Origin of the sequence: Clostridium lacusfryxellense (assembly GCF_018861735.1) — a bacterium.
In the GTDB taxonomy this organism is placed as follows: Bacteria; Bacillota; Clostridia; order Clostridiales; family Clostridiaceae; genus Clostridium_AD; species Clostridium_AD lacusfryxellense.
The window spans coordinates 19,295-38,301 of record NZ_JAHLEB010000050.1 but is presented as its reverse complement, the minus strand read 5'-3'; the positions used below and the strand labels follow the sequence as shown (position 1 = coordinate 38,301).

At 30.3% G+C, this 19,007-nt stretch carries 20 protein-coding genes; 10 read left to right on the top strand and 10 right to left on the bottom strand.

The window, feature by feature from the left end; genetic code table 11:
• Positions 1 to 312 precede the first annotated feature (312 nt).
• The 7 genes from KPL55_RS20585 (at position 313) to KPL55_RS20555 (ending at position 9,775) form a co-directional block, all read left to right on the top strand.
• The gene (locus KPL55_RS20585; RefSeq protein WP_216308631.1) at positions 313 to 1,266 is read left to right on the top strand and encodes an ADP-ribosylglycohydrolase family protein; all 954 of its coding nucleotides are present in this window, start codon (positions 313 to 315) and stop codon (positions 1,264 to 1,266) included.
• Between the two features lie 668 nt (positions 1,267 to 1,934).
• The gene (locus KPL55_RS20580; protein ID WP_216308630.1) at positions 1,935 to 3,167 is read left to right on the top strand and encodes an RNA-guided endonuclease TnpB family protein; all 1,233 of its coding nucleotides are present in this window, start codon (positions 1,935 to 1,937) and stop codon (positions 3,165 to 3,167) included.
• 298 nt (positions 3,168 to 3,465) lie between these two features.
• A complete protein-coding gene (locus KPL55_RS20575) occupies positions 3,466 to 4,689 on the top strand; it encodes a Zn-dependent hydrolase (protein WP_216308629.1) in 1,224 nt (407 codons plus the stop codon).
• Between the two features lie 195 nt (positions 4,690 to 4,884).
• On the top strand, positions 4,885 to 6,063 hold the full coding sequence (locus KPL55_RS20570; RefSeq protein WP_216308628.1) for an ATP-binding protein: 1,179 nt from the start codon (positions 4,885 to 4,887) through the stop codon (positions 6,061 to 6,063).
• A complete protein-coding gene (locus KPL55_RS20565) occupies positions 6,050 to 7,651 on the top strand; it encodes an ATP-binding protein (RefSeq protein WP_216308627.1) in 1,602 nt (533 codons plus the stop codon). The genes KPL55_RS20570 and KPL55_RS20565 overlap by 14 nt, the downstream gene beginning before the upstream one ends.
• A gap of 75 nt (positions 7,652 to 7,726) precedes the next feature.
• Entirely contained in the window at positions 7,727 to 8,392 is a 666-nt protein-coding gene (locus tag KPL55_RS20560; RefSeq protein WP_216308626.1) for an NAD-dependent epimerase/dehydratase family protein, read from the top strand.
• A 105-nt stretch (positions 8,393 to 8,497) separates the two neighbouring features.
• Positions 8,498 to 9,775 carry a methionine gamma-lyase family protein gene (locus KPL55_RS20555; protein WP_216308625.1) on the top strand — a complete coding sequence of 426 codons (1,278 nt, stop codon included), beginning with the start codon at positions 8,498 to 8,500 and terminating at the stop codon, positions 9,773 to 9,775.
• A 129-nt stretch (positions 9,776 to 9,904) separates the two neighbouring features.
• On the opposite strand, the gene lexA is transcribed toward KPL55_RS20555, so the two are convergent.
• From lexA to KPL55_RS20540, 3 genes are all read right to left on the bottom strand, one after another.
• Positions 9,905 to 10,513 carry a transcriptional repressor LexA gene (lexA, locus tag KPL55_RS20550; protein ID WP_216308624.1) on the bottom strand — a complete coding sequence of 203 codons (609 nt, stop codon included), beginning with the start codon at positions 10,511 to 10,513 and terminating at the stop codon, positions 9,905 to 9,907.
• Between the two features lie 104 nt (positions 10,514 to 10,617).
• Positions 10,618 to 11,100 carry a GNAT family N-acetyltransferase gene (locus KPL55_RS20545; protein ID WP_216308623.1) on the bottom strand — a complete coding sequence of 161 codons (483 nt, stop codon included), beginning with the start codon at positions 11,098 to 11,100 and terminating at the stop codon, positions 10,618 to 10,620.
• 297 nt (positions 11,101 to 11,397) lie between these two features.
• Positions 11,398 to 11,784 carry a VOC family protein gene (locus KPL55_RS20540; RefSeq protein WP_216308635.1) on the bottom strand — a complete coding sequence of 129 codons (387 nt, stop codon included), beginning with the start codon at positions 11,782 to 11,784 and terminating at the stop codon, positions 11,398 to 11,400.
• Positions 11,785 to 12,100: 316 nt separating this feature from the next.
• Here KPL55_RS20540 and KPL55_RS20535 point away from each other — a divergent pair, with 316 nt between their 5' ends.
• Both KPL55_RS20535 and KPL55_RS20530 read left to right on the top strand, forming a co-directional pair.
• Positions 12,101 to 12,586 (top strand): hypothetical protein, encoded by a 486-nt coding sequence (locus KPL55_RS20535; RefSeq protein WP_216308622.1) that lies wholly within the window; start codon positions 12,101 to 12,103, stop codon positions 12,584 to 12,586.
• Positions 12,587 to 12,652: 66 nt separating this feature from the next.
• Positions 12,653 to 13,138 carry a flavodoxin family protein gene (locus KPL55_RS20530; protein WP_216308621.1) on the top strand — a complete coding sequence of 162 codons (486 nt, stop codon included), beginning with the start codon at positions 12,653 to 12,655 and terminating at the stop codon, positions 13,136 to 13,138.
• A gap of 79 nt (positions 13,139 to 13,217) precedes the next feature.
• Here KPL55_RS20530 and KPL55_RS20525 read toward each other — a convergent pair whose 3' ends face one another.
• From KPL55_RS20525 to purB, 3 genes are all read right to left on the bottom strand, one after another.
• Positions 13,218 to 14,216 carry a tyrosine recombinase XerC gene (locus KPL55_RS20525; RefSeq protein ID WP_216308620.1) on the bottom strand — a complete coding sequence of 333 codons (999 nt, stop codon included), beginning with the start codon at positions 14,214 to 14,216 and terminating at the stop codon, positions 13,218 to 13,220.
• Positions 14,217 to 14,398: 182 nt separating this feature from the next.
• Complete coding sequence (locus tag KPL55_RS20520; RefSeq protein WP_216308619.1) at positions 14,399 to 14,548, bottom strand: DUF4177 domain-containing protein; 150 nt, start codon at positions 14,546 to 14,548, stop codon at positions 14,399 to 14,401.
• A 63-nt stretch (positions 14,549 to 14,611) separates the two neighbouring features.
• The gene (purB, locus tag KPL55_RS20515; RefSeq protein WP_216308618.1) at positions 14,612 to 16,042 is read right to left on the bottom strand and encodes an adenylosuccinate lyase; all 1,431 of its coding nucleotides are present in this window, start codon (positions 16,040 to 16,042) and stop codon (positions 14,612 to 14,614) included.
• 235 nt (positions 16,043 to 16,277) lie between these two features.
• On the opposite strand from purB, the gene KPL55_RS20510 reads away from it, so the two are divergent.
• Positions 16,278 to 16,484: a DUF378 domain-containing protein gene (locus KPL55_RS20510; RefSeq protein WP_216308617.1), complete on the top strand. Its 207-nt coding sequence runs from the start codon at positions 16,278 to 16,280 to the stop codon at positions 16,482 to 16,484.
• Between the two features lie 115 nt (positions 16,485 to 16,599).
• Here KPL55_RS20510 and KPL55_RS20505 read toward each other — a convergent pair whose 3' ends face one another.
• From KPL55_RS20505 to KPL55_RS20490, 4 genes are all read right to left on the bottom strand, one after another.
• Positions 16,600 to 16,905 carry an MGMT family protein gene (locus tag KPL55_RS20505; RefSeq protein WP_216308616.1) on the bottom strand — a complete coding sequence of 102 codons (306 nt, stop codon included), beginning with the start codon at positions 16,903 to 16,905 and terminating at the stop codon, positions 16,600 to 16,602.
• A 63-nt stretch (positions 16,906 to 16,968) separates the two neighbouring features.
• Entirely contained in the window at positions 16,969 to 17,484 is a 516-nt protein-coding gene (locus KPL55_RS20500; protein WP_216308615.1) for an NUDIX hydrolase, read from the bottom strand.
• 114 nt (positions 17,485 to 17,598) lie between these two features.
• Positions 17,599 to 18,159: a recombinase family protein gene (locus tag KPL55_RS20495; RefSeq protein WP_216308614.1), complete on the bottom strand. Its 561-nt coding sequence runs from the start codon at positions 18,157 to 18,159 to the stop codon at positions 17,599 to 17,601.
• A gap of 262 nt (positions 18,160 to 18,421) precedes the next feature.
• Positions 18,422 to 18,985: a YdcF family protein gene (locus KPL55_RS20490; protein WP_216308613.1), complete on the bottom strand. Its 564-nt coding sequence runs from the start codon at positions 18,983 to 18,985 to the stop codon at positions 18,422 to 18,424.
• Positions 18,986 to 19,007 lie beyond the last annotated feature (22 nt).

Here is a 19,007-nt window from a genome sequence, read left to right as displayed (position 1 = left end):
GCCTTAATTTTTTGTTGATCTGAGATAATTGATTTTCTTCCCATAAAAAATAGCCCTCCTTATAGCAAACAGTTTTATTATTTAACTGTCTACCATAAGGGGAGCATATCAGGATGGATTATATCTTGTGCTTATGTTGGGCTAATAAGAGAAGAACCAAAGTCTCTTCAATATGGTGAAGACGCCATTGAAGTGAAATGGGTTGCCATATCAGAGACTGTTCAGATGGAACTTGCCTTTGATCATGCCGAAATCATTAAGGCTGCTCTTAATGAAATTAAAAAATAAAATATATAAAGTTGGGGTGATAGAATGGCAAACAATATATTAAATAGTGTTATGGGCTCATGTGTTGCTGATGCTTTAGGGGTACCAGTAGAGTTTATAAACAGAGAAACCCTTAGTGAAGATCCTGTAATTAATATGCGATCGTATGGTACTTATAATCAGAAAGCTGGGACATGGTCAGATGATACAAGTATGACATTATGTCTTGTTGATAGCCTTTCTAATGGGCTTAATTATGACGATATAATGAAAAATTTTATAAAGTGGATTAATACAGGAGACTATACTCCATATGGAGAAGTATTTGACGTAGGAAATGCAACAAGAAAAGCATTGGAGAAGTTTTCACATGGAGCATCTCCATTAGATTGTGGTGGCATTGGCGGTAATGATAACGGCAATGGGTCGCTTATGAGAATTCTACCTATTGTATTTTATCTTCAATCTATTTATGGAACAGAGATAACTAAGAATGATGAAGCAATGAATATAATTCATAATCTTTCATCACTAACTCACGCACATAAACGTAGCTTAATTGCCTGTGGGATATACATATCTGTTGCATGCAGTATAACAAGAGATATGAATCTTTCGATAGCTATTGAGAAGGGCATCTATAATGCACTCGAGTATTATAAAAATCATGATAGGTTTGAAGAGGAACTACATTACTATAAACGTCTCAGTAATAAGGCTTTTTCCAAAACACCCGTTGAAGATATTAAAAGTAGTGGATATGTGGTTGATACACTTGAAGCTGCTCTTTGGTGTTTACTGAATTCGAAGAACTACAAAGAATGTGTTCTACTAGCTGTTAATCTTGGAGAGGATACAGATACAGTTGCTGCAGTTGCGGGAGGACTAGCAGGTCTATATTACGGTTATGAAAGCATTCCAAAAGAATGGCTCGCAGTTATAGGAAGGCGTGATTACATTGAAAGTCTATCCAATCAACTTTATGTAGCCATAGGGTAATTTCAAAGGGAGAAGTTAAAGCAGATATAGGAGATTCTAAGCTCGCAAAAGAATATAGTGACATTCAACAAATTATTGAAGATGAGAATTTACATGGTGAATTAATGAGAAAAATGTTATAAGAAAGGGGGATTTTATTTCGGTAAGAATCAAAATGCTTGACTTATTAGCTGAATGAAAGTAATATTGAGTATAAATATACAAATATAAATGAATAATTACGACAAATTTATTAATTAAGCAATTCATTTTATGGGGTAAAGGGGCTAATAATTGGGTAGGAAAAGTCAGTTGATATTTATAATATAGCTATAAATACCAACGTTTTATGAAGAATATTCATATTTTGAACAACTTAAAACAAAGCAAATTTATATTTTAAATGAATTATTCAATACAATAAAAATCATTTCAACTAAATAAGAATTATAAATAAATCAAATATTATTTATATAATAAATGAATTGATTATATTATTTTATTCCATTTTATATATTTGATAACTGAACCACGCACACTCGTTACTTCAGTGGTGAGTTAGTGGTTCTTTTACGGGAGTAAAAACATGGTTACGATTTAAAAATAGAATATAAGTTCGCATTTTTGTTATAATTGCTGTATATGTAGGACATAATAATAGTATTAAAAAGGAGGCGTTTATCCTGTCTATGAGATTAACTGTAAAGGATAAGAATAAGTTATTATTGGATGAAGGTAAACAACTCTTAAACTATGGTTTAGTACTCAGAATTTATCCCAGTGAGGAACAGGAAACTCTTATAAATAAGACATTTGGGTGTTCACGGTTTATATATAACAAATATTTATCTGATAGAAAAGATTGTTTCTCAAATACAAAAACAACACTAAGGATCAGTAATTACAAGGCGGAGGTTATGAATCCCCTTAAGCAGGAGAAAGACTTTGAATTTCTTAAAGAAGTAGATAAGTTTGCACTAGAAGCTGCCCTTGAAAATGTAGAGGATGCTTATTCTCGATTTTTTAAACATCAAACCAATTTTCCAAGGTTTAAATCTAAGAAACACGCTAAAAAATCTTATACTACTAAATACACGAATGATAATATTAGGGTAGATTTAGATAAAGTAGTTATTAGACTTCCAAAGTTAAAAGAAGTCTTGTTTGCCTTACCTAAACAAAATAAGACTAATAATAAAATTTTAAATATTGGGAAAGCAACTACTAAGATAACCAAGGCTATAATTTCTCAAAAAGGAACTCGGTATTATGTTTCATTAACTATAGAAGAGGTTATTCCACTTATTAAAAAGTTGGAACTAAATAATATAGATAATTCTAAGATTATAGGATTGGATATGGGGTTAAAGGATTTTCTTATTGCCTCAAATGGAAGGGATAATTTTAAAACTTCAAATCCTAAATTTTTAAGGAACAGTGAAAAGAAGTTAATTAAACTACAAAAGCGACTACCTAAAAAGATAGAGGGTTCAAAAAACTACTTAAAAGCTAAAGAAAGATTAAATTTAATTCATGCACAAGTCGCTAATCAAAGAAAGGATTTCATGCATAAACTAAGTCGCAAACTCGTTAATGAAAATCAAGTTATAGTAGTTGAAGACTTAAATATTAAAGGTATGATAAAAAATCATAAATTAGCGAAATCAATTAGTGATGCAGGTTGGTATAAATTTGTAACATTTTTAAAGTACAAATTAGATTGGCAAGGAAAACAATTAGTGAAAATAAAAAGGTTCTTTGCTTCTTCAAAATTGTGTAACTATTGTGGTACTAAGAATATTATGTTGACATTAAGCGATAGGGAATGGACCTGCAGCAAATGTAACCAAAAACATGATAGGGATATAAACGCCTCACTAAATATACGTAGTGAAGGAATGAGACTCATAGGTCTAGTGTAATATATACGTAAGGCACCGCTTGGGACAGTGGTAAGAGCCTGTCTTCTAGTTATAGAAGAGCAAAAGTATTTCTTTTGTAGGAGAACATGTTAGACCATTATCTCGCAAGAGTTAAGGCTGTGTTTGATGAATCAGGAATCCTGTGACTTTTAGTCATGGGTAGTTCAATACAGTTCTACATAGTAAGTAATAAAGAATAAAATTATCAATTAGAGAAAAGTAGTAATTACTTATTTTATTAGTATAATAGTTGAGCTAATTCAATAGAGGTAATATTAATAAAATGGAGGTTAATAATATGATAACTTGTGATAAAGACAGAATACAAAATAAAATTGAGACATTTGCAACTTTTGGTGATGCGGGGCATGGTGGAATTACAAGATTTTCATTGTCAGAAGAAGCACTTAAGGCAAGAGCAGAATTCGTAAAGAGAATGAAAGCAGTTGGTGTTGAAACCGTAACTGATGATATGGCTAACATGTATGCAACTCTTCCTGGGACTGAGGCTAACCTTCCTAGAATAGTAATGGCTTCACATTGTGATTCTGTTAGAAATGGTGGTAATTATGATGGTATTCTTGGTGTTATAGCAGCAATGGAAGTAGTTGAGACAATTGCAACCCAAAAGATACCACATAGGCATCCAATTACAGCTATGATTTGGACTAATGAAGAGGGTTCACTTTATGCACCTGCAATGATGTCCTCGGGGGTTATTTGTGGTAAGTTTGACAAAGATACGATGCTAGATTCTAAGAGTCCTAAAGGAAAGACATTTGGAGAAGCTTTGAAGAAGAGTGGATATGCGGGGGACAAAGCAAACAGACTGAGTTCTAAAGACTACATGGCTATGTTAGAACTACATATTGAACAAGGTCCTGTACTTGAGGCTGAAAAGATGCAAATTGGAGTTGTAGAGGGCGTTGTAGGAATGGTTAACTACAGAATTAAGACTTATGGACAGGCTGATCATGCAGGAACTACTCCAATGCCATACAGAAGAGATGCTCTTTTGGCTGCAACTTCTGCTCTTAAGTATTTGCATTCAGAACTTGACAAGCTTGATAGTGACCTTGTTTACACTACAGGTGAAATTATTTGTCATCCGTGTGTCCATACTGTTATTCCTGACTTTGTTGACTTCTCTCTAGATGCAAGACACCAGAATGCAGAAGTCATTAAAAAGGTTGTTGAAATAATCAAGAATATGCCTAAGGAATTTGATAAGTGTGAAGTGAAATATCAAGAAGCATGGGCACGTAATACAATCAATTTTAATGAAGAATTAGTAGATTTTGTTCAAAAAAGTGCTGATGAATACGGATATACTAGTAAAAGAATGTACAGTGGTGCAGGTCATGATGCACAGTATGTCGCTGAAATGATGAATACTACAATGATATTTGTACCTAGTAAGGATGGACACAGCCATTGCGAACCTGAATTTACATCTGTTGAAGAATGCTGGAGAGGTATAAACGTAGCTCTTCAAACAGTGTTGGAAATTGATAAGAAATAATCATCACTTGAGATCATTTAACTAAATTAAATAATATTAGAGGCCAGTCAGGAGCTACTAACTCCTAACTGGCCCTTTTAAGTATATTTTTTTGTAATTTAAAAGTTTGACAAAAAATATTTTGTTAAAACACTTGACAAAATATTTTTTGTCAGGTATTATTGTAAATATAAGGAATATACGGAGGTGTCAATTATGAAGATTACAACTGGGCAAGCTGCTCGAGGAGAAAACTTTTTTAAAAGGCCGATTTTAATAAATAAATTATGGAGAAAAATAGATTCAGATAGTAGCATTATAATTTCAGCTCCAAGAAGAGTTGGGAAAACATCTTTAATGAGGTATATAGAAGATAATCCAAAGGATAAATACTATGTAATCTATGTAATTACAGAATCAGTATATGACGAAAATAAGTACTATAAGGAAATTGTAAAAGCTATTTTAAATAGTGATTCTGTAAAGAAAAAAGATAAAGTAATAAATTCAATTAAAGACTTGGCTAAAAATATTTTTAAAAGCATTGATGAAGTAGGTATAGACTCTGTAAAGTTTACTAAAAGTGCAGAATTAGATTATTATGAAAAATTTATAGAAATTATGAGATCTATTGATTTAGAAGGACACAAATTAATTATAATGATAGATGAATTTGCTCAAACAATAGAAAATATTCAACAAAAGGAAGGTACTACATATGCGGTTCATCTTCTTCAAAGTAATAGAGCATTAAGACAAAACGGTGATATAAATAATAAATTTCAATTTATATATACAGGATCTATAAGCTTAGAAGGCATTGCAAGACGAATGGACTCTTCAAAGTTTATAAATGACCTTGATATATTAAAAGTAACCCCGCTAAGCGAACTAGAGGGTAAAAGTCTTATTAATGAATTACTTAAAGGACTTAGTTTTACAATGAATGATGATACTATAAATTATATGCTACAGAAAATTAAGTGGTTGATCCCTTTTTATATTCAACTTGCTATGGATAAAATTCAGGACATTTATGATGAAAAACGATTATACGTTATATATAACGATTCAGTTGATATTGCAATTAAAAGTATGGTAGAGGAAAATAATAAATTTAGCAGTTGGCATGAGAGACTTAAGGTGTACAAAAATACTGACTATAAGTTTATTTTAGAAGTACTAAACACAATAGCAGTAGCTGAAGATAAGATGATAACTTATAATAAAATACATGATTTAGCTGTGCAATATAATCTAAGCGAAACATATAAGGATCTATTAAATACTCTTATTGATGATGGATATATAAGTAATGATGAGGAGCAAAAATTATATACATTTACTTCTCCTATATTAAGAATGTGGTGGTGTAAAAAAAATGCAAACTATTAGTTTAAGTCTTTATAATCCCAACAATTTAATACAGGAAGAATTAGTGAGTAGGTTTGTGATAAGAAAAAAGGAATTTGAGAAGATTTTTAAAGATATAAAAAATTCTAGTATGAAATATCCTGAGCAGCACTATATGATAGATGCTCAAATAGGTTATGGTAAAACAACATTGCTCAAAAGATTGTACTTTGAAATAAAGGAGGACAAAGAGTTAAAAGTAAGACTTATTCCTGTTATATTACCCGAGGAACAATACAATATACGAAGATTAAATAAACTATGGGAGGTGACAGCAGGGCATCTTGAATTGGAAAATAAGGAGTTTATAGGACTTTGTGATGAAATGGATAAATACTGCGAGGAAGCAGATTATGATGAAACATGTTTTAAAATTATTGAGCAAAAACTTAAAGAAAACAATAAAAAAGTAATACTTTTAATAGACAATATAGAAGGTATTGTAAAGAAGTTCAAAATATCTGAGCAGCAAAAGCTAAGAGAAATTCTATTAACGTCTGCTGAAATTAGAATCATAGGTGCATCTTCACAGGTGTCAGAATTTACTTTTGATTATAGTAAGCCATTCTATGATTTTTTTAAGTTCGTAAAATTGGAAGGGTTAAGCTCAGAGGAAAATAAGGTTTTTTTTGAGAAGTTAGGTGAATTATCTAATAAAGAGAATATAAAGTTGACATTTGAAGGTACTGAGGGGGAGATAGAAGCATTTAGGCGATTAACTAATGGCAATCCAAGAATCATGACATTGCTTTTTGATGTCTTTAATGATGACAATAGAGTCTCCATTAAAAAACTTGATACATTATTAGATAGATTAACACCAGTTTATAAAAACAAAATGGATAGTTTATCTCCAGTGCAGCAGGAAATCATTGATGTTATAGCATTAAGATTGGACGCTATAACTACAAAAGAAATATCAGACAAAATAAGAATGCAGAGTAAAGAAGTATCAGCTCAGCTAAATCAATTAGAAAAAAACGGAGTAATAAATAAAATACCTGTAAACAAGAAAAATTACATGTACCAAATCAAAGAACGATTTTTCAACATTTGGTACCTAATGAGATTTGGAGGAGAAAAAGAAAAAAATCAGGTAAAGTGGCTTGTAGATTTTATTGCAAGCTGGTGTTGCAAAGAACCTGTAGTTAAAAAAATTGAAATAATACAACAAAATTTAAATAATCTTAAGAAAAGTTTTGATAAACATCCTAACGAGTTTAACTCTATCTATAGATTATCAGAAACATTACTTTACAATGATAAAATTGAAGAATCATTGCAAAAGGCTAATTTGTTTTTACAAGTAGCTTATGATACCGATCAATATAATAAGTATATTAATGAATATTTATTATTGATTATGGTTAAAAAACAATACAACTCCTTATTTAAACTATTTAATGAGAATCAATATAATTTAAAGGATACATTTAAGCCTACTTATTATGCATTAATGTACTTTATGAAAAATCAAAGTGAAAAATTTGAAATTGAGTATAGAAAAGTTGGTGAAGAATTAGAAGAAACTGTTGAGGAGATTATTAAAGAAGTTAAGTTAAAGGAGTAATGGGTGGGATATTAGGTTAAGAAAAATAACGATTTAAATATTTTTAAAATAAGAGTAATAATAAGGAGATTATATATGGAAAGAAAAAGTGCTTTGGTAGTTGGAGCTACAGGACTAGTTGGGGCTAGTTTGGTTAATCTTTTATTAGAGGCTCCTGAGTATGAAAAGGTAATCGTTTGGGTTAGGAAATCTACAGGATTAAAAAATAAAAAACTTGAGGAAAAAATAATTGATTTTGAAAATGTAGATACTTATAATTTTGATGGTAAGGTTAATCATATATTTTGCTGTTTGGGAACAACTATAAAAAAGGCAAAGACTAAAGAAGCTTTTAAAAAAGTTGATTTAGAATATATAGTTTCTTTAGCAATGAAAGCGAAAGAAAATGATGTATCTCAATTTCTTGTAATTTCAGCAATGGGAGCTAATATAAATTCTGGTGTTTTCTACAATAAAGTTAAAGGTCAAATGGAATATGAACTTAATAGCTTAGAGCTCATTGGTCTTAAAATTTTCAGACCATCATTATTGTTAGGAGATAGAACAGAATTTAGATTTGGAGAAAAGGCAGCAGAAGTTGTTTCAAAATGTATTCCGTTTATATTTAAGGGAGGTTTTAAAAAATATAAACCTGTATACGGTAGTACTGTCGCAAAAGCTATGTACAAAGTTGCAATAGAGGATAAAGCAGGAATTGAAACTTTTAGTAGCGAGGTAATTCAGATAAAGTGTGCGATATAACACACTCATTACATAATTGCTATATAAAACTATTCTACATAGGTATTATGTATGTTATTATTAATGAGGTAATTAAAATACATAAGACAAAGGAGATCTAAAAGCATGTTAGATATAACAAAAGAATACCTTCAAAAAAAGTATAAGATAAGTCCCAAAACGTTGGGACTCTATGATATAGCAATAAAAGATGTTCAAGGAGAGTTTGAAATACTTGATGAGGTACGTGAGTTCAACCAGCTTAAGGTTTTAACTGCACTTCAAGATGAAAGAATTAGTGAATCGCATTTTACAAATTCGTCTGGTTACGGGTACGGAGATATTGGTAGAGATTCACTAGATAAAGTGTACGCAAGGATTTTTAATTGTGAAAGTGCACTAGTTAGGCCGCATTTCGTAAATGGAACACACGCAATCGGGGCAGCACTGTTTGGCAATTTAAGACCTGATGATACTATGCTTTCTGTATGTGGAACGCCTTATGACACACTTCATAACATAATAGGTATTACTAATAAGAAAGATATAGGTTCATTGAAAGATTTTGGCGTAAAATATAAACAGTTAGAACTAAATGATTCTAAAGTTGATATAGAGCTAATGAAAAAAACAATGATTGAAGATAAGTCAATAAAGCTAGTTCATATTCAAAGATCTACTGGTTACGGATGGAGAAAGGCTTTATTAGTTTGTGAGATAGAAGAAATTATAAAAGCAGCAAAGGCTATAAATCCGAACGTAATTTGTTTTGTAGATAATTGTTATGGAGAATTTATTGAAACTACAGAGCCTACAGATGTTGGTGCAGACTTAGTTGCAGGTTCTTTAATAAAAAATATTGGTGGTGGAATAGCACCAACTGGTGGATACATTGCAGGTAAAGAAGAATATGTGGTGCAAGCGTCGTATAGACTAACAATCCCAGGTATAGGTGGAGAATGTGGTTCAACATTTGGAGTAATGCGTTCACTATATCAAGGATTATTTCTTGCCCCACATGTAACTATGGAAGCATTGAAGGGTGCTATTTTCTGTGCAAGGATTATGGAACTTGCAGGGTTCGAAGTTCTTCCTAAATACACTGATAAAAGAAGTGATATAATTCAGGCTATTAAATTTGGAAATAAAGAAATGCTAGTTAATTTCATAAAGGGGATACAGGCAGGGTCTCCAATAGATTCATTTGTAGAGTGCGAACCTTGGGATATGCCAGGATATGAAGATAAGGTAATAATGGCAGCAGGTGCATTTATTCAAGGTTCTTCTATAGAACTATCTGCGGATGCTCCAATTAGAGAGCCTTATATTGCATATTTACAGGGAGGGTTAACATTTGATCATGCTAAAATTGGAATACTAATTGCGCTTTCAAGAGTTATCTAGAACAAATTATATTATTACAATAATATATTATGATATATATTAAGAATTATAATTTAAAAAGAGAACACAAAAGCCTGCAATGATTACCATTGCAGGCTTTTGTGTATTAAATATTGTAAAAACGTTTATTTAATATTTTCTGTATATACCAACAAGTATACCTAAAATTGAGCAGTCATCTAATATAATAGGGGACATAGTGGAATTTTCAGGTTGAAGACGTATATGCCCTTTTTCCTTGAAAAATCTTTTAATGGTTGCTTCATTATCAATAAGAGCTACAACTATGTCGCCATTCTTAGCGGAATTGACTTTCTCAATTATAGCAAGGTCTCCATTTAATATTCCAGCTTCAATCATGCTGCTACCAGAAACTTTAAGCATAAATAGTTCGTTATTAGTTTTAGTGAAATTTAAAGGAATAGTAAAAGTATCTTCAACATTTTCAACCGCAAGTATCGGTATCCCAGCTGTAATTTTTCCTATAATAGGTATATCTATTAGTTCTTTTCTTATAACAGAATCCTTTAATAATTCAATTGCGCGAGGCTTAGTAGGGTCTCTACGAATATATCCTTTTTTCTCTAATCTTTCTAAATGACCGTGAACAGTAGATGTGGACTTTAATCCTACGGCTTCACAAATTTCTCTAACTGAGGGTGGATATCCTTTAGATTGAACTTGATCCTTTATAAAGTTATATATTTCACTTTGCTTATCTTTCTTTTGAGTTAACATAAAAACACCTCTCATTCGTAGTAGAATTATACCATATAAATGCAAAAACATCAAACTTATGTTCTACTTTTGTACCATATAGAAGTAGGTGAGTAGGCAAAAAATCAATTATCCTTTAGCTTACATGTTTTAATATATGCAACAAGCGACATTCTTTCATTTATAGGTATTAATTCACCGAATTTTACATAACCCATTTTTTCGTATAAATGACAATTACCTTTTTCCTGGAATATTGTATCCAAAGACCATTTTCGTGCATTTGGATAATAACTTTCTATTTGTTTTAATGCTTCTTGAGCAATTCCTCTGTTATGGTATTCGGGAAGAACACATAGAGCTGAAATTTTGTATGTTTTTTCTTCAAGTTCCATTACCCTAACCCAACCGACATTAGTATCATTCAATTTAAACATATATGATGTTGTATTTGCTTTATCAATTTTCATTTTAGTTCGCTCAAGACTTTCCATGGCAGGACTTATATCATAATCTTGATATTTCTCAAGCAAAGGAATGAATGCTTTCATCTGTATACCATGAACTATTTCTACAATATCGCTTGAAATTTGAAATATCTTTAACATTTTTAACGCCACCTTTTATTTTCTTGAGTTTGAAGTATGACCTTATTCATTTATATAGAATATTAACATAGATTTCAAATATTTAACATAAAATTATCAAATTCTACTCAGCAAACCGATTATTGCAGCATATCTAAAAACATTATATACGGTAGATGACGGTTGATGATGGGAAGTAGCATACACAATAAAGCCCATGATATAACATATATTTTAACAAAAGAAATAGCAGGAGTTATAATAACTTCTGCTACTTATTTTTTTATTAATTCATTCGGTTTATTCGAAAACTACGTATTATTTAATTTCTGCGAAAATTTCATGTATATTTCCATCTGGGTCTGCAAATAGTGCTGTTCTTTGATTCCAAGGCATATCTTGTGGTTCATGAATAGAAGTTGCTCCTTTAGAGATTAACTCCTTAAATGATTCATCAACATCTTTAGAATTTTCACATGGGAAAGCAAGTTCAAAGCCTTGTCCATATGACTCTTTCCTATATTCAGTACTATACACATACATAACATCTCTCATACAAATAGCAAATCTTGCTCCATCGTTTTCAAATTCAACATAATTACCAAGGTCATTTTCAATTTTAAATCCGATAACTTGATTATAGAAATTTTTCATTTTATCTATATCATTTGTCCAAATCGTAATAAGATTAATTTGTGCTTTCATCATATATTTTCTCCTTTCCTAATTTAACATATAATTCGCTTTAAATACAAGTATGTCCTTATTTAATTATATAGAATATTAATATAAATTTCAAATTTTTAACATAAAAATATCTATTCTAAACACAGCCTACTTTCCAATGAGACAATGCACTATTTACTATAAATAAATTTAAACAACACTGTATCTTCATGGTGTATGACCATCAACCGATTATTAACGTATATAAAAAAATACTAATATTTGATTAATGATACCCTATTTGTTATAATAGTCTATTATGAATGTATTTGAAATAAATGTAGTGGGGTGCTGTATGGCTAAGAATTGTATATTTAATGAAAAAAGAATTTGTAGTAATTGTGGAGAATGCGAGGTCTGCGAATTAAATTCAAATAAAAAATGTAATAATTGTGGAAAATGTTTAGAGCTTGAAGGTTATGATGTTAAAGCTATAAAGATTGATGAGGTCTTTGAGAATGAAGTAAATGATGTAGAAGCAATAGAGTTACAAGAAACAGAAGATAATTCTTATGAAGAAGATAAAATTGAGCTACATAAAGAAAGTACTGATAATTTGAATGAAGTTGATGAAACGTCAAAGATTGAAGACTATGAATCATTGTTGGCACAAGAAGCATTGTCAAAGGTTGATAAGGATGGGTTCATACCTGAAAATAATGAAGTTTGGGAATTAATAGAAGACATAGAAGGGGTGAGTGAACTCCTTGAAAATGAAGAAGAAAACTCTGAGTTACTTCAAGAAGAATTCCCTGGACTTATAACTCTTAAAAAGATATAATCGAAAAAAATTCGTTGTGCAATTCTGTAGGATAATAGGTAACAACAAAGAGGAGTGTTAATCAACATGAAAGCAGTTATGATTTATTATTCACTTGAAGGAAATACAGATTTTATTGCAACAAAAATAGCAGAGATGACGGGTGCAGATAGTGTTAGATTAATTCCAAAAAAGGAATTTTCAAAGGGGAATTTTAAAAAGTTTATTTGGGGCGGTAAGAGTGCTGTGTTTAACGAAAAGCCAAAGCTTATAAATGAAAAGATAAACTTGGATCTCTATGACACTATAATAATAGGTACACCTATCTGGGCTGGTACATTTTCTCCTCCGATTATGACATTTTTAAATGATTACACATTTAAAGACAAAAATATATTTTTATTTGCCTGCCATGCTGGAGGCGGAGCGCAGAAGTGTTTTGATAAAATTAAAAAAATGGTGACAGGTAATACAGTTATTAATTCAGTTGATTTCCTTGATCCACTAAAAAAAGCAAAAGAGGATACTACTGAAAAAATTCAAAGTTTTTGCAGCTCTGTTATGAAATCGTAAAAATTATAAAATCATATAATTAAAAATTTCAATAAAAAAGGTACTATTTCTTATATATATATAAGAAATAGTACCCTTTTTAGTCATCAGAAAGGGGATTCGACTTGACCGCATTTCTTAGCTTTTCATTGTCTACATGTGTGTATATTTGAGTGGTAGATATATTTTCATGACCTAAAATCTCTTGCAAGCTTCTTATATCTACGTTGCCATACTTATACATAAGGGTAGCTGAGGTATGCCTTAATTTATGAGGTGTATATTTGTTTTTATTAAGTCCTGCATTGCCTATATGCTTTTTAACAATTCTTTCTACAGTTCTTTTATTAATTCTACCAAATTTGCCGCTTATAAAGAGGGCATCTTTATCTTCATCATGTATTTTATCAATTTCTGCATTTCTGATAGGTAAATACTTATGTATTGCTTTAAGAGATGCTCTGTTTAAATATATTGTACGCTCTTTATTTCCTTTCCCAATAATAGATAGGGTATCGTTTTTCATAGCTGATATGTTTATACTACAAAGCTCTGATAGTCTGAGTCCGCAATTTAAAAATAAGGTTATTATACTATGATCCCGGATTGAGTGTTTATCTCTAGAGTTACTAGCCTCAAGAAGGGTTTTACTTTCATCTAAGGTTAGAAAAACGGGACTTCGCTTACCAAGTTTTGGAGACTCCAAATCTATAGTTGGATCTAGGGTTAGCACTTTGGCCTTAGTTGTCAAATACTTAAAGAGGGACTTTATAGCTGCAATTTTCCTTGCTTTAGCATAGTTCCCATTAGCTCTTTGTTTTCCGAGATAGGTGACAAAGGCGTATAAATCCTGCAATGTAAGAGTTTTTAACGTGTCTAAGGTAAGGCCACTAATAATAACTTTCTCAATAGGAAGGGACTTATCTGATGGATCTAAGCCTTTATATACTTTTATAAATTTTAATAGTAATGATAAATCAGCAGTATAAGCAACAATAGTATTAATAGAAGAACCTTTAATAGTAGCTAGATAATTAAAATAATCATTTAGAAAGTTTGGTATATCATTGTTATAAATATTCTCTATGTCAGATTTCATTAGTACCTCCAAAATACGTAATAATGTCGTGAAACTTACATTTCACGACATTATTATACTACAAAAGAGGGGGTAAAATCATGCTTTTTTCAAAAATAATTTAATTTATTTTAAAAATTATTTATTTTTGAAAAATTTATTATATATTATAATAAAATTTGTTTAATATCTTAATAAATTAGTTATTTGATTCTTTTAAAAACTGATATTATTTCTCTGCTTTGTCTATATGCTTGAGCTGTTGCAAAACAAGAAACTAATTCCCAGCCTAGTTCTCCAAGTTCATTAAGCCTATTATCAAAATTGTCAATTTCTAATATTCCACTCATCATGCCTTTTACAAATAAAAATATCCTACATTATAAAAATGCAGGATATTTTTATTACATTAAGTATTATACATTTATAGCGGTCTCTACACCTATTGCTTCTTTATTATTGGCAAGTATTGGTTTTACATACTCATCTATAAAGTCTACTACTTGACTTGGAGCTCTGCCAACAAACTTAATTGGGTCAATTACGGCTAGAATCTCTTCTTTCGACATTAAAAAACTCTTATCATTTATAATTCTCTCTATAAGGTCATTACTTAAACCTTCTTCTTTAATTCGTTTTGCAGCTTCCATAGAATGAACTCTAACGTTCTCGTGAAGCACTTGTCTGTCCCCACCCCTTTTAACGGCTTCCATAAGTATATTTTCTGTAGCCATAAATGGAAGTTCGTTATTAACATGAGCAGTAATTACTTTTTCATATACTACCATGTTTCCTGCTATGTTCATGTAAAGATTTAATACTCCATCAAGTGCTAAAAAAGCTTCAGCTACGGATATTCTCTTATTAGCTGAGTCATCCAAAGTTCTTTCAAACCATTGTGTTGCAGCTGTTATAGCTGGGTTTAATGAATTTACAATAATGTATCTTGATAAAGAACTAATTCTCTCTGATCGCATTGGATTTCTTTTATATGCCATTGCAGATGATCCGATTTGGCTTTTTTCAAAAGGCTCTTCTACTTCTTTCATGCTTTGAAGTATTCTTAAATCATTACTGAATTTATAAGCACTTTGAGCTATTTCGGATAATGTGTTTAATACTATGGAGTCAACTTTTCTAGAATATGTTTGACCAGTAACAGGATAAGTATCTTCAAATCCCATTTTATTTGCTACATATTTATCTAAGTCTTTTACTTTTTTCTCATCATCTTCGAATAAATTCATAAAACTTGCTTGAGTTCCTGTTGTTCCTTTAACTCCTAGTAGTTTTATTTTTTCAATTACGAATTCTAAATTGTCAAGATCCAATATCAACTCTTGAATCCAGAGAGTAGCCCTTTTACCTACAGTAGTTAATTGAGCTGGCTGTAAATGGGTATACCCTAAAGTAGGAACATCTTTATATTTTAATGCAAATTCTGAGGATTTACTAATTACATTAATTAATTTGTTTTTAATTAATAAAAGTGCTTTTTTCATAACAATTAGGTCTGTGTTATCACCTACATAACAACTAGTAGCTCCTAAATGGATGATTCCCTTTGCTTTAGGGCACTGTACCCCATAGGCATATACATGGCTCATTACATCGTGACGTATTTCTTTCTCTTTTTTTTCAGCCACTTCATAATTTACATTATCTACATAAAATTTAAGTTCATCAATTTGATCTTGCGTAATATTAAGTCCTAATAACTTTTCACCTTCAGCTAAAGCAACCCAAAGCTTTCTCCAAGTTTTAAATTTCATATCATCTGAAAATAAATAACTCATCTCTTTTGATGCGTATCTACTATTTAACGGTGTATTATAAGTGTTTCTCATATTTTGCCTCCATACGTACGTATTATAATATAAAACAAATTTCATTCACATTATAGCATACAATAGCATTAAAATAAACGTAAATGTTCGTATATAATAATTGTACTTTTCTAAATGTTTTTTTGTTTATATAGATTTGTATATAACTTTAAAGAATGTTGTTAAATAGTTCTAATTTCTAATATATTTAATATATTTTATACAACAGAGTAATTATATTAGTTTGGGGGGAAATATGTATAAGCTTAATATGATAGACAAACTTTCATTCATATTTGTATTAATTGGAGCGCTGAATTGGGGTCTTTTAGGGTTACTAAACTTTAATCTTGTTAGCGCTATATTTGGTTCAGTTCCATTACTTGCTAGAATTATATATATTTTAGTAGGAGTATCAGCTGTTAATATTATTATATTCATATTTAGAAGTAAAAAAGATTAAATTATGCTTCTCATTGTATTATATTAAATAACATAATATTGATAGAAAAATACTTCATAGATTATTATGGAGTATTTTTTATAGTTTATTATTATGATTACAATATTCAAACAATTTATATATGATATTGAAAGTCATTTAGATTTAAAGTGTTGTTCCCTGTGAATATAATACCTTCACTCTCAAGAAACATCTTCTGTAAGTTAAACGATTCATAATCAGTTACGCTAATCTCCCCTTTTATGTTTATGACCCTATGCCAAGGAAGATTATTTTTCTTACTTAAGGTATGAAGAATTCTAGCTACTTGCCTTGCACCTCTATTGTTTCCAGAGAGTGTTGCAATTTGTCCATATGTCATCACTTTGCCTTCTGGTATACCTTTAATAAGTTCTACAACTCTTTGAGTAAAAGGTTCCATTTTAACACCTTCCTATTAATAAAATAACTTTGTAATATGAGAATGGAGAATATACCTTATAGATTATAGTCCCCTGTTTGTTTTAAGATTATTAATAAAGTTAATTACATATGGTAGTTCCTGATAATTAAAGAAATTCTGATTTTTAACCATATGTTCTAATTTATTGAGTGACACCCATTGTAAACCGCTAACTTCTTCTATCTGCAGGACGGCTGTTGAAGTATTAAATTCTTGTATAACTATATAACTATCCATAATTAATTTATTACTTGTAATTCTAGTTAATGATTTTATGTATTTAGGGTTAATAACAATTCCAATTTCCTCATAGGCCTCTCTTACACATGCGTATAAACTAGTTTCGCCTGAGGATACACATCCACCATGGGTTGCCCATATATCTGGAGATATTATTTTAGCTTTAGACCTTTTTTGAATTAATATTTGCAAATTTTCATTGAGAATCCAAATGCTTGTGACTAACTGGAACTCTCCTTCTTTTAAATTCTCGCCTCTCATAAAGACATCACCAGATCTATCACCTTTAATATTATAAATATCGCATAATTCTGCCATTCTATCCCCTACTTTCCGAAAAGCACTAATCGTTAAAATTAAAATCTACTCTTTTAGGATAATCTTTATGTATAACATTATACAATAGTTTTAATAAAGAACTGTTGTTATAAATTATTTTATTAATTTATATTCATCTAATAATTTATAAAATGTATTCCTTTTCAGTTTTAATAATCCCATTGCAGCGGTGCCTGTTATTTCTCTATCCTTATATTTGCTATATACTTCTCCCCAATTCGAAGGGTAGCCTATTTTTTTACGTCCTTTATACACTCCATTTGATTTTGCAATTTCAATGCCATCCTTTTGTCTTTCTAATACATTCAATCTTTGAAATTCTTTAATAGAACTAATCATTGTGAACATTAGTTTACCGGTGGAATTACTCGTATCTAGGTTATCATTTATACTTCTTAAATTAATTTCTTTACTGTTTAATCTTTCACCTATACTTATTAATTCATTTGTTGATAGTGCAAGTCTGTTGAAATCCAACACATAGATTGTATCTCCACTTCTTATAAAATCCATCATTGCATTGAATTGAGGTCTAACATCTTTTAAGCATACTTTTTCATTAAACCACTTTTCTATGTTGTATTTTTTAAGCTCTTCAAATTGTTTTTCATAGCTTAGTTGACTTGAATTAAATCGAGTATAAGCAATGTTCATCTAAACAACCCCTTCAAGAACGTTTACTATATATTAACATATTTTCCGTTTAAAGTATACTAATAAAACATTTGTTTGCTGACTTTACAAGTAACCCTAAACAAACAGTTCCCAGTAATTTCGCATGTGTTGCTTTGATATATACTCCAAACAAACAACCATAAAGTATATAAGACTATTTTTCAAAAAAACAAAAGCAGTTATATCGAATATATTTCTATTTCGACATAACTGCATTTGGATAGAATCTTATAAATTAATTTTATTTATTTCGCAGATTATTTATTAGTGAATTAAAATAAGTTCCTATTTTAACTACTTCGCCCATTACAATCTCTGTTTTATAATTGTCTAGAAACCAATTACTTTTAATTAGGTCTATTGAACCTGGTATAGATACAACGAAAAATTCTATACCTTTTGGAAAGACTGATTGATATGTTAATAGCGAACGTCTAGAATGATAGGCCTTACAAACTAATAGTGCTCTTCTTACTGTTAGATTATTTTCTTTTATTACTCCCCATGAAAATTCTGCATTTTCAAAAGTATTTCTTGCTTGGTATTCTTTTAATATTTTATCTTCTGGTACGCCTAATTTAACACCTATTGATTTTAGAAATTCCCACTCTGAGCTAAATTCGGGTATTCTAGGATTGTATGAACCACTTGGCAATATAAATGGAGCAAGCCCCTGGTTATACAATTCTGCAGCCATCTCCATTAAATTAGGATCACTACTGCCAGGTACTAAAATTATATCTGCGCACTGTACTTCAGTTTTGACAAAAACCAAATCGCTAATAGAATCAAAAGGGTAGCTCATTTTTATAACCTCACTTTGGATT

Excerpts from the sequence above, each read along its gene's own strand:
- KPL55_RS20585 (WP_216308631.1), top strand. The coding sequence starts at position 313 with ATGGCAAACAATATATTAAATAGTGTTATGGGCTCATGTGTTGCTGAT.
- KPL55_RS20580 (WP_216308630.1), top strand. The coding sequence starts at position 1,935 with ATGAGATTAACTGTAAAGGATAAGAATAAGTTATTATTGGATGAAGGT.
- KPL55_RS20575 (WP_216308629.1), top strand. The coding sequence starts at position 3,466 with ATGATAACTTGTGATAAAGACAGAATACAAAATAAAATTGAGACATTT.
- KPL55_RS20570 (WP_216308628.1), top strand. The coding sequence starts at position 4,885 with ATGAAGATTACAACTGGGCAAGCTGCTCGAGGAGAAAACTTTTTTAAA.
- KPL55_RS20565 (WP_216308627.1), top strand. The coding sequence starts at position 6,050 with ATGCAAACTATTAGTTTAAGTCTTTATAATCCCAACAATTTAATACAG.
- KPL55_RS20560 (WP_216308626.1), top strand. The coding sequence starts at position 7,727 with ATGGAAAGAAAAAGTGCTTTGGTAGTTGGAGCTACAGGACTAGTTGGG.
- KPL55_RS20555 (WP_216308625.1), top strand. The coding sequence starts at position 8,498 with ATGTTAGATATAACAAAAGAATACCTTCAAAAAAAGTATAAGATAAGT.
- lexA (WP_216308624.1), bottom strand. The coding sequence starts at position 10,513 with ATGTTAACTCAAAAGAAAGATAAGCAAAGTGAAATATATAACTTTATA.
- KPL55_RS20545 (WP_216308623.1), bottom strand. The coding sequence starts at position 11,100 with ATGTTAAAGATATTTCAAATTTCAAGCGATATTGTAGAAATAGTTCAT.
- KPL55_RS20540 (WP_216308635.1), bottom strand. The coding sequence starts at position 11,784 with ATGAAAGCACAAATTAATCTTATTACGATTTGGACAAATGATATAGAT.
- KPL55_RS20535 (WP_216308622.1), top strand. The coding sequence starts at position 12,101 with ATGGCTAAGAATTGTATATTTAATGAAAAAAGAATTTGTAGTAATTGT.
- KPL55_RS20530 (WP_216308621.1), top strand. The coding sequence starts at position 12,653 with ATGAAAGCAGTTATGATTTATTATTCACTTGAAGGAAATACAGATTTT.
- KPL55_RS20525 (WP_216308620.1), bottom strand. The coding sequence starts at position 14,216 with ATGAAATCTGACATAGAGAATATTTATAACAATGATATACCAAACTTT.
- KPL55_RS20520 (WP_216308619.1), bottom strand. The coding sequence starts at position 14,548 with ATGATGAGTGGAATATTAGAAATTGACAATTTTGATAATAGGCTTAAT.
- purB (WP_216308618.1), bottom strand. The coding sequence starts at position 16,042 with ATGAGAAACACTTATAATACACCGTTAAATAGTAGATACGCATCAAAA.
- KPL55_RS20510 (WP_216308617.1), top strand. The coding sequence starts at position 16,278 with ATGTATAAGCTTAATATGATAGACAAACTTTCATTCATATTTGTATTA.
- KPL55_RS20505 (WP_216308616.1), bottom strand. The coding sequence starts at position 16,905 with ATGGAACCTTTTACTCAAAGAGTTGTAGAACTTATTAAAGGTATACCA.
- KPL55_RS20500 (WP_216308615.1), bottom strand. The coding sequence starts at position 17,484 with ATGGCAGAATTATGCGATATTTATAATATTAAAGGTGATAGATCTGGT.
- KPL55_RS20495 (WP_216308614.1), bottom strand. The coding sequence starts at position 18,159 with ATGAACATTGCTTATACTCGATTTAATTCAAGTCAACTAAGCTATGAA.
- KPL55_RS20490 (WP_216308613.1), bottom strand. The coding sequence starts at position 18,985 with ATGAGCTACCCTTTTGATTCTATTAGCGATTTGGTTTTTGTCAAAACT.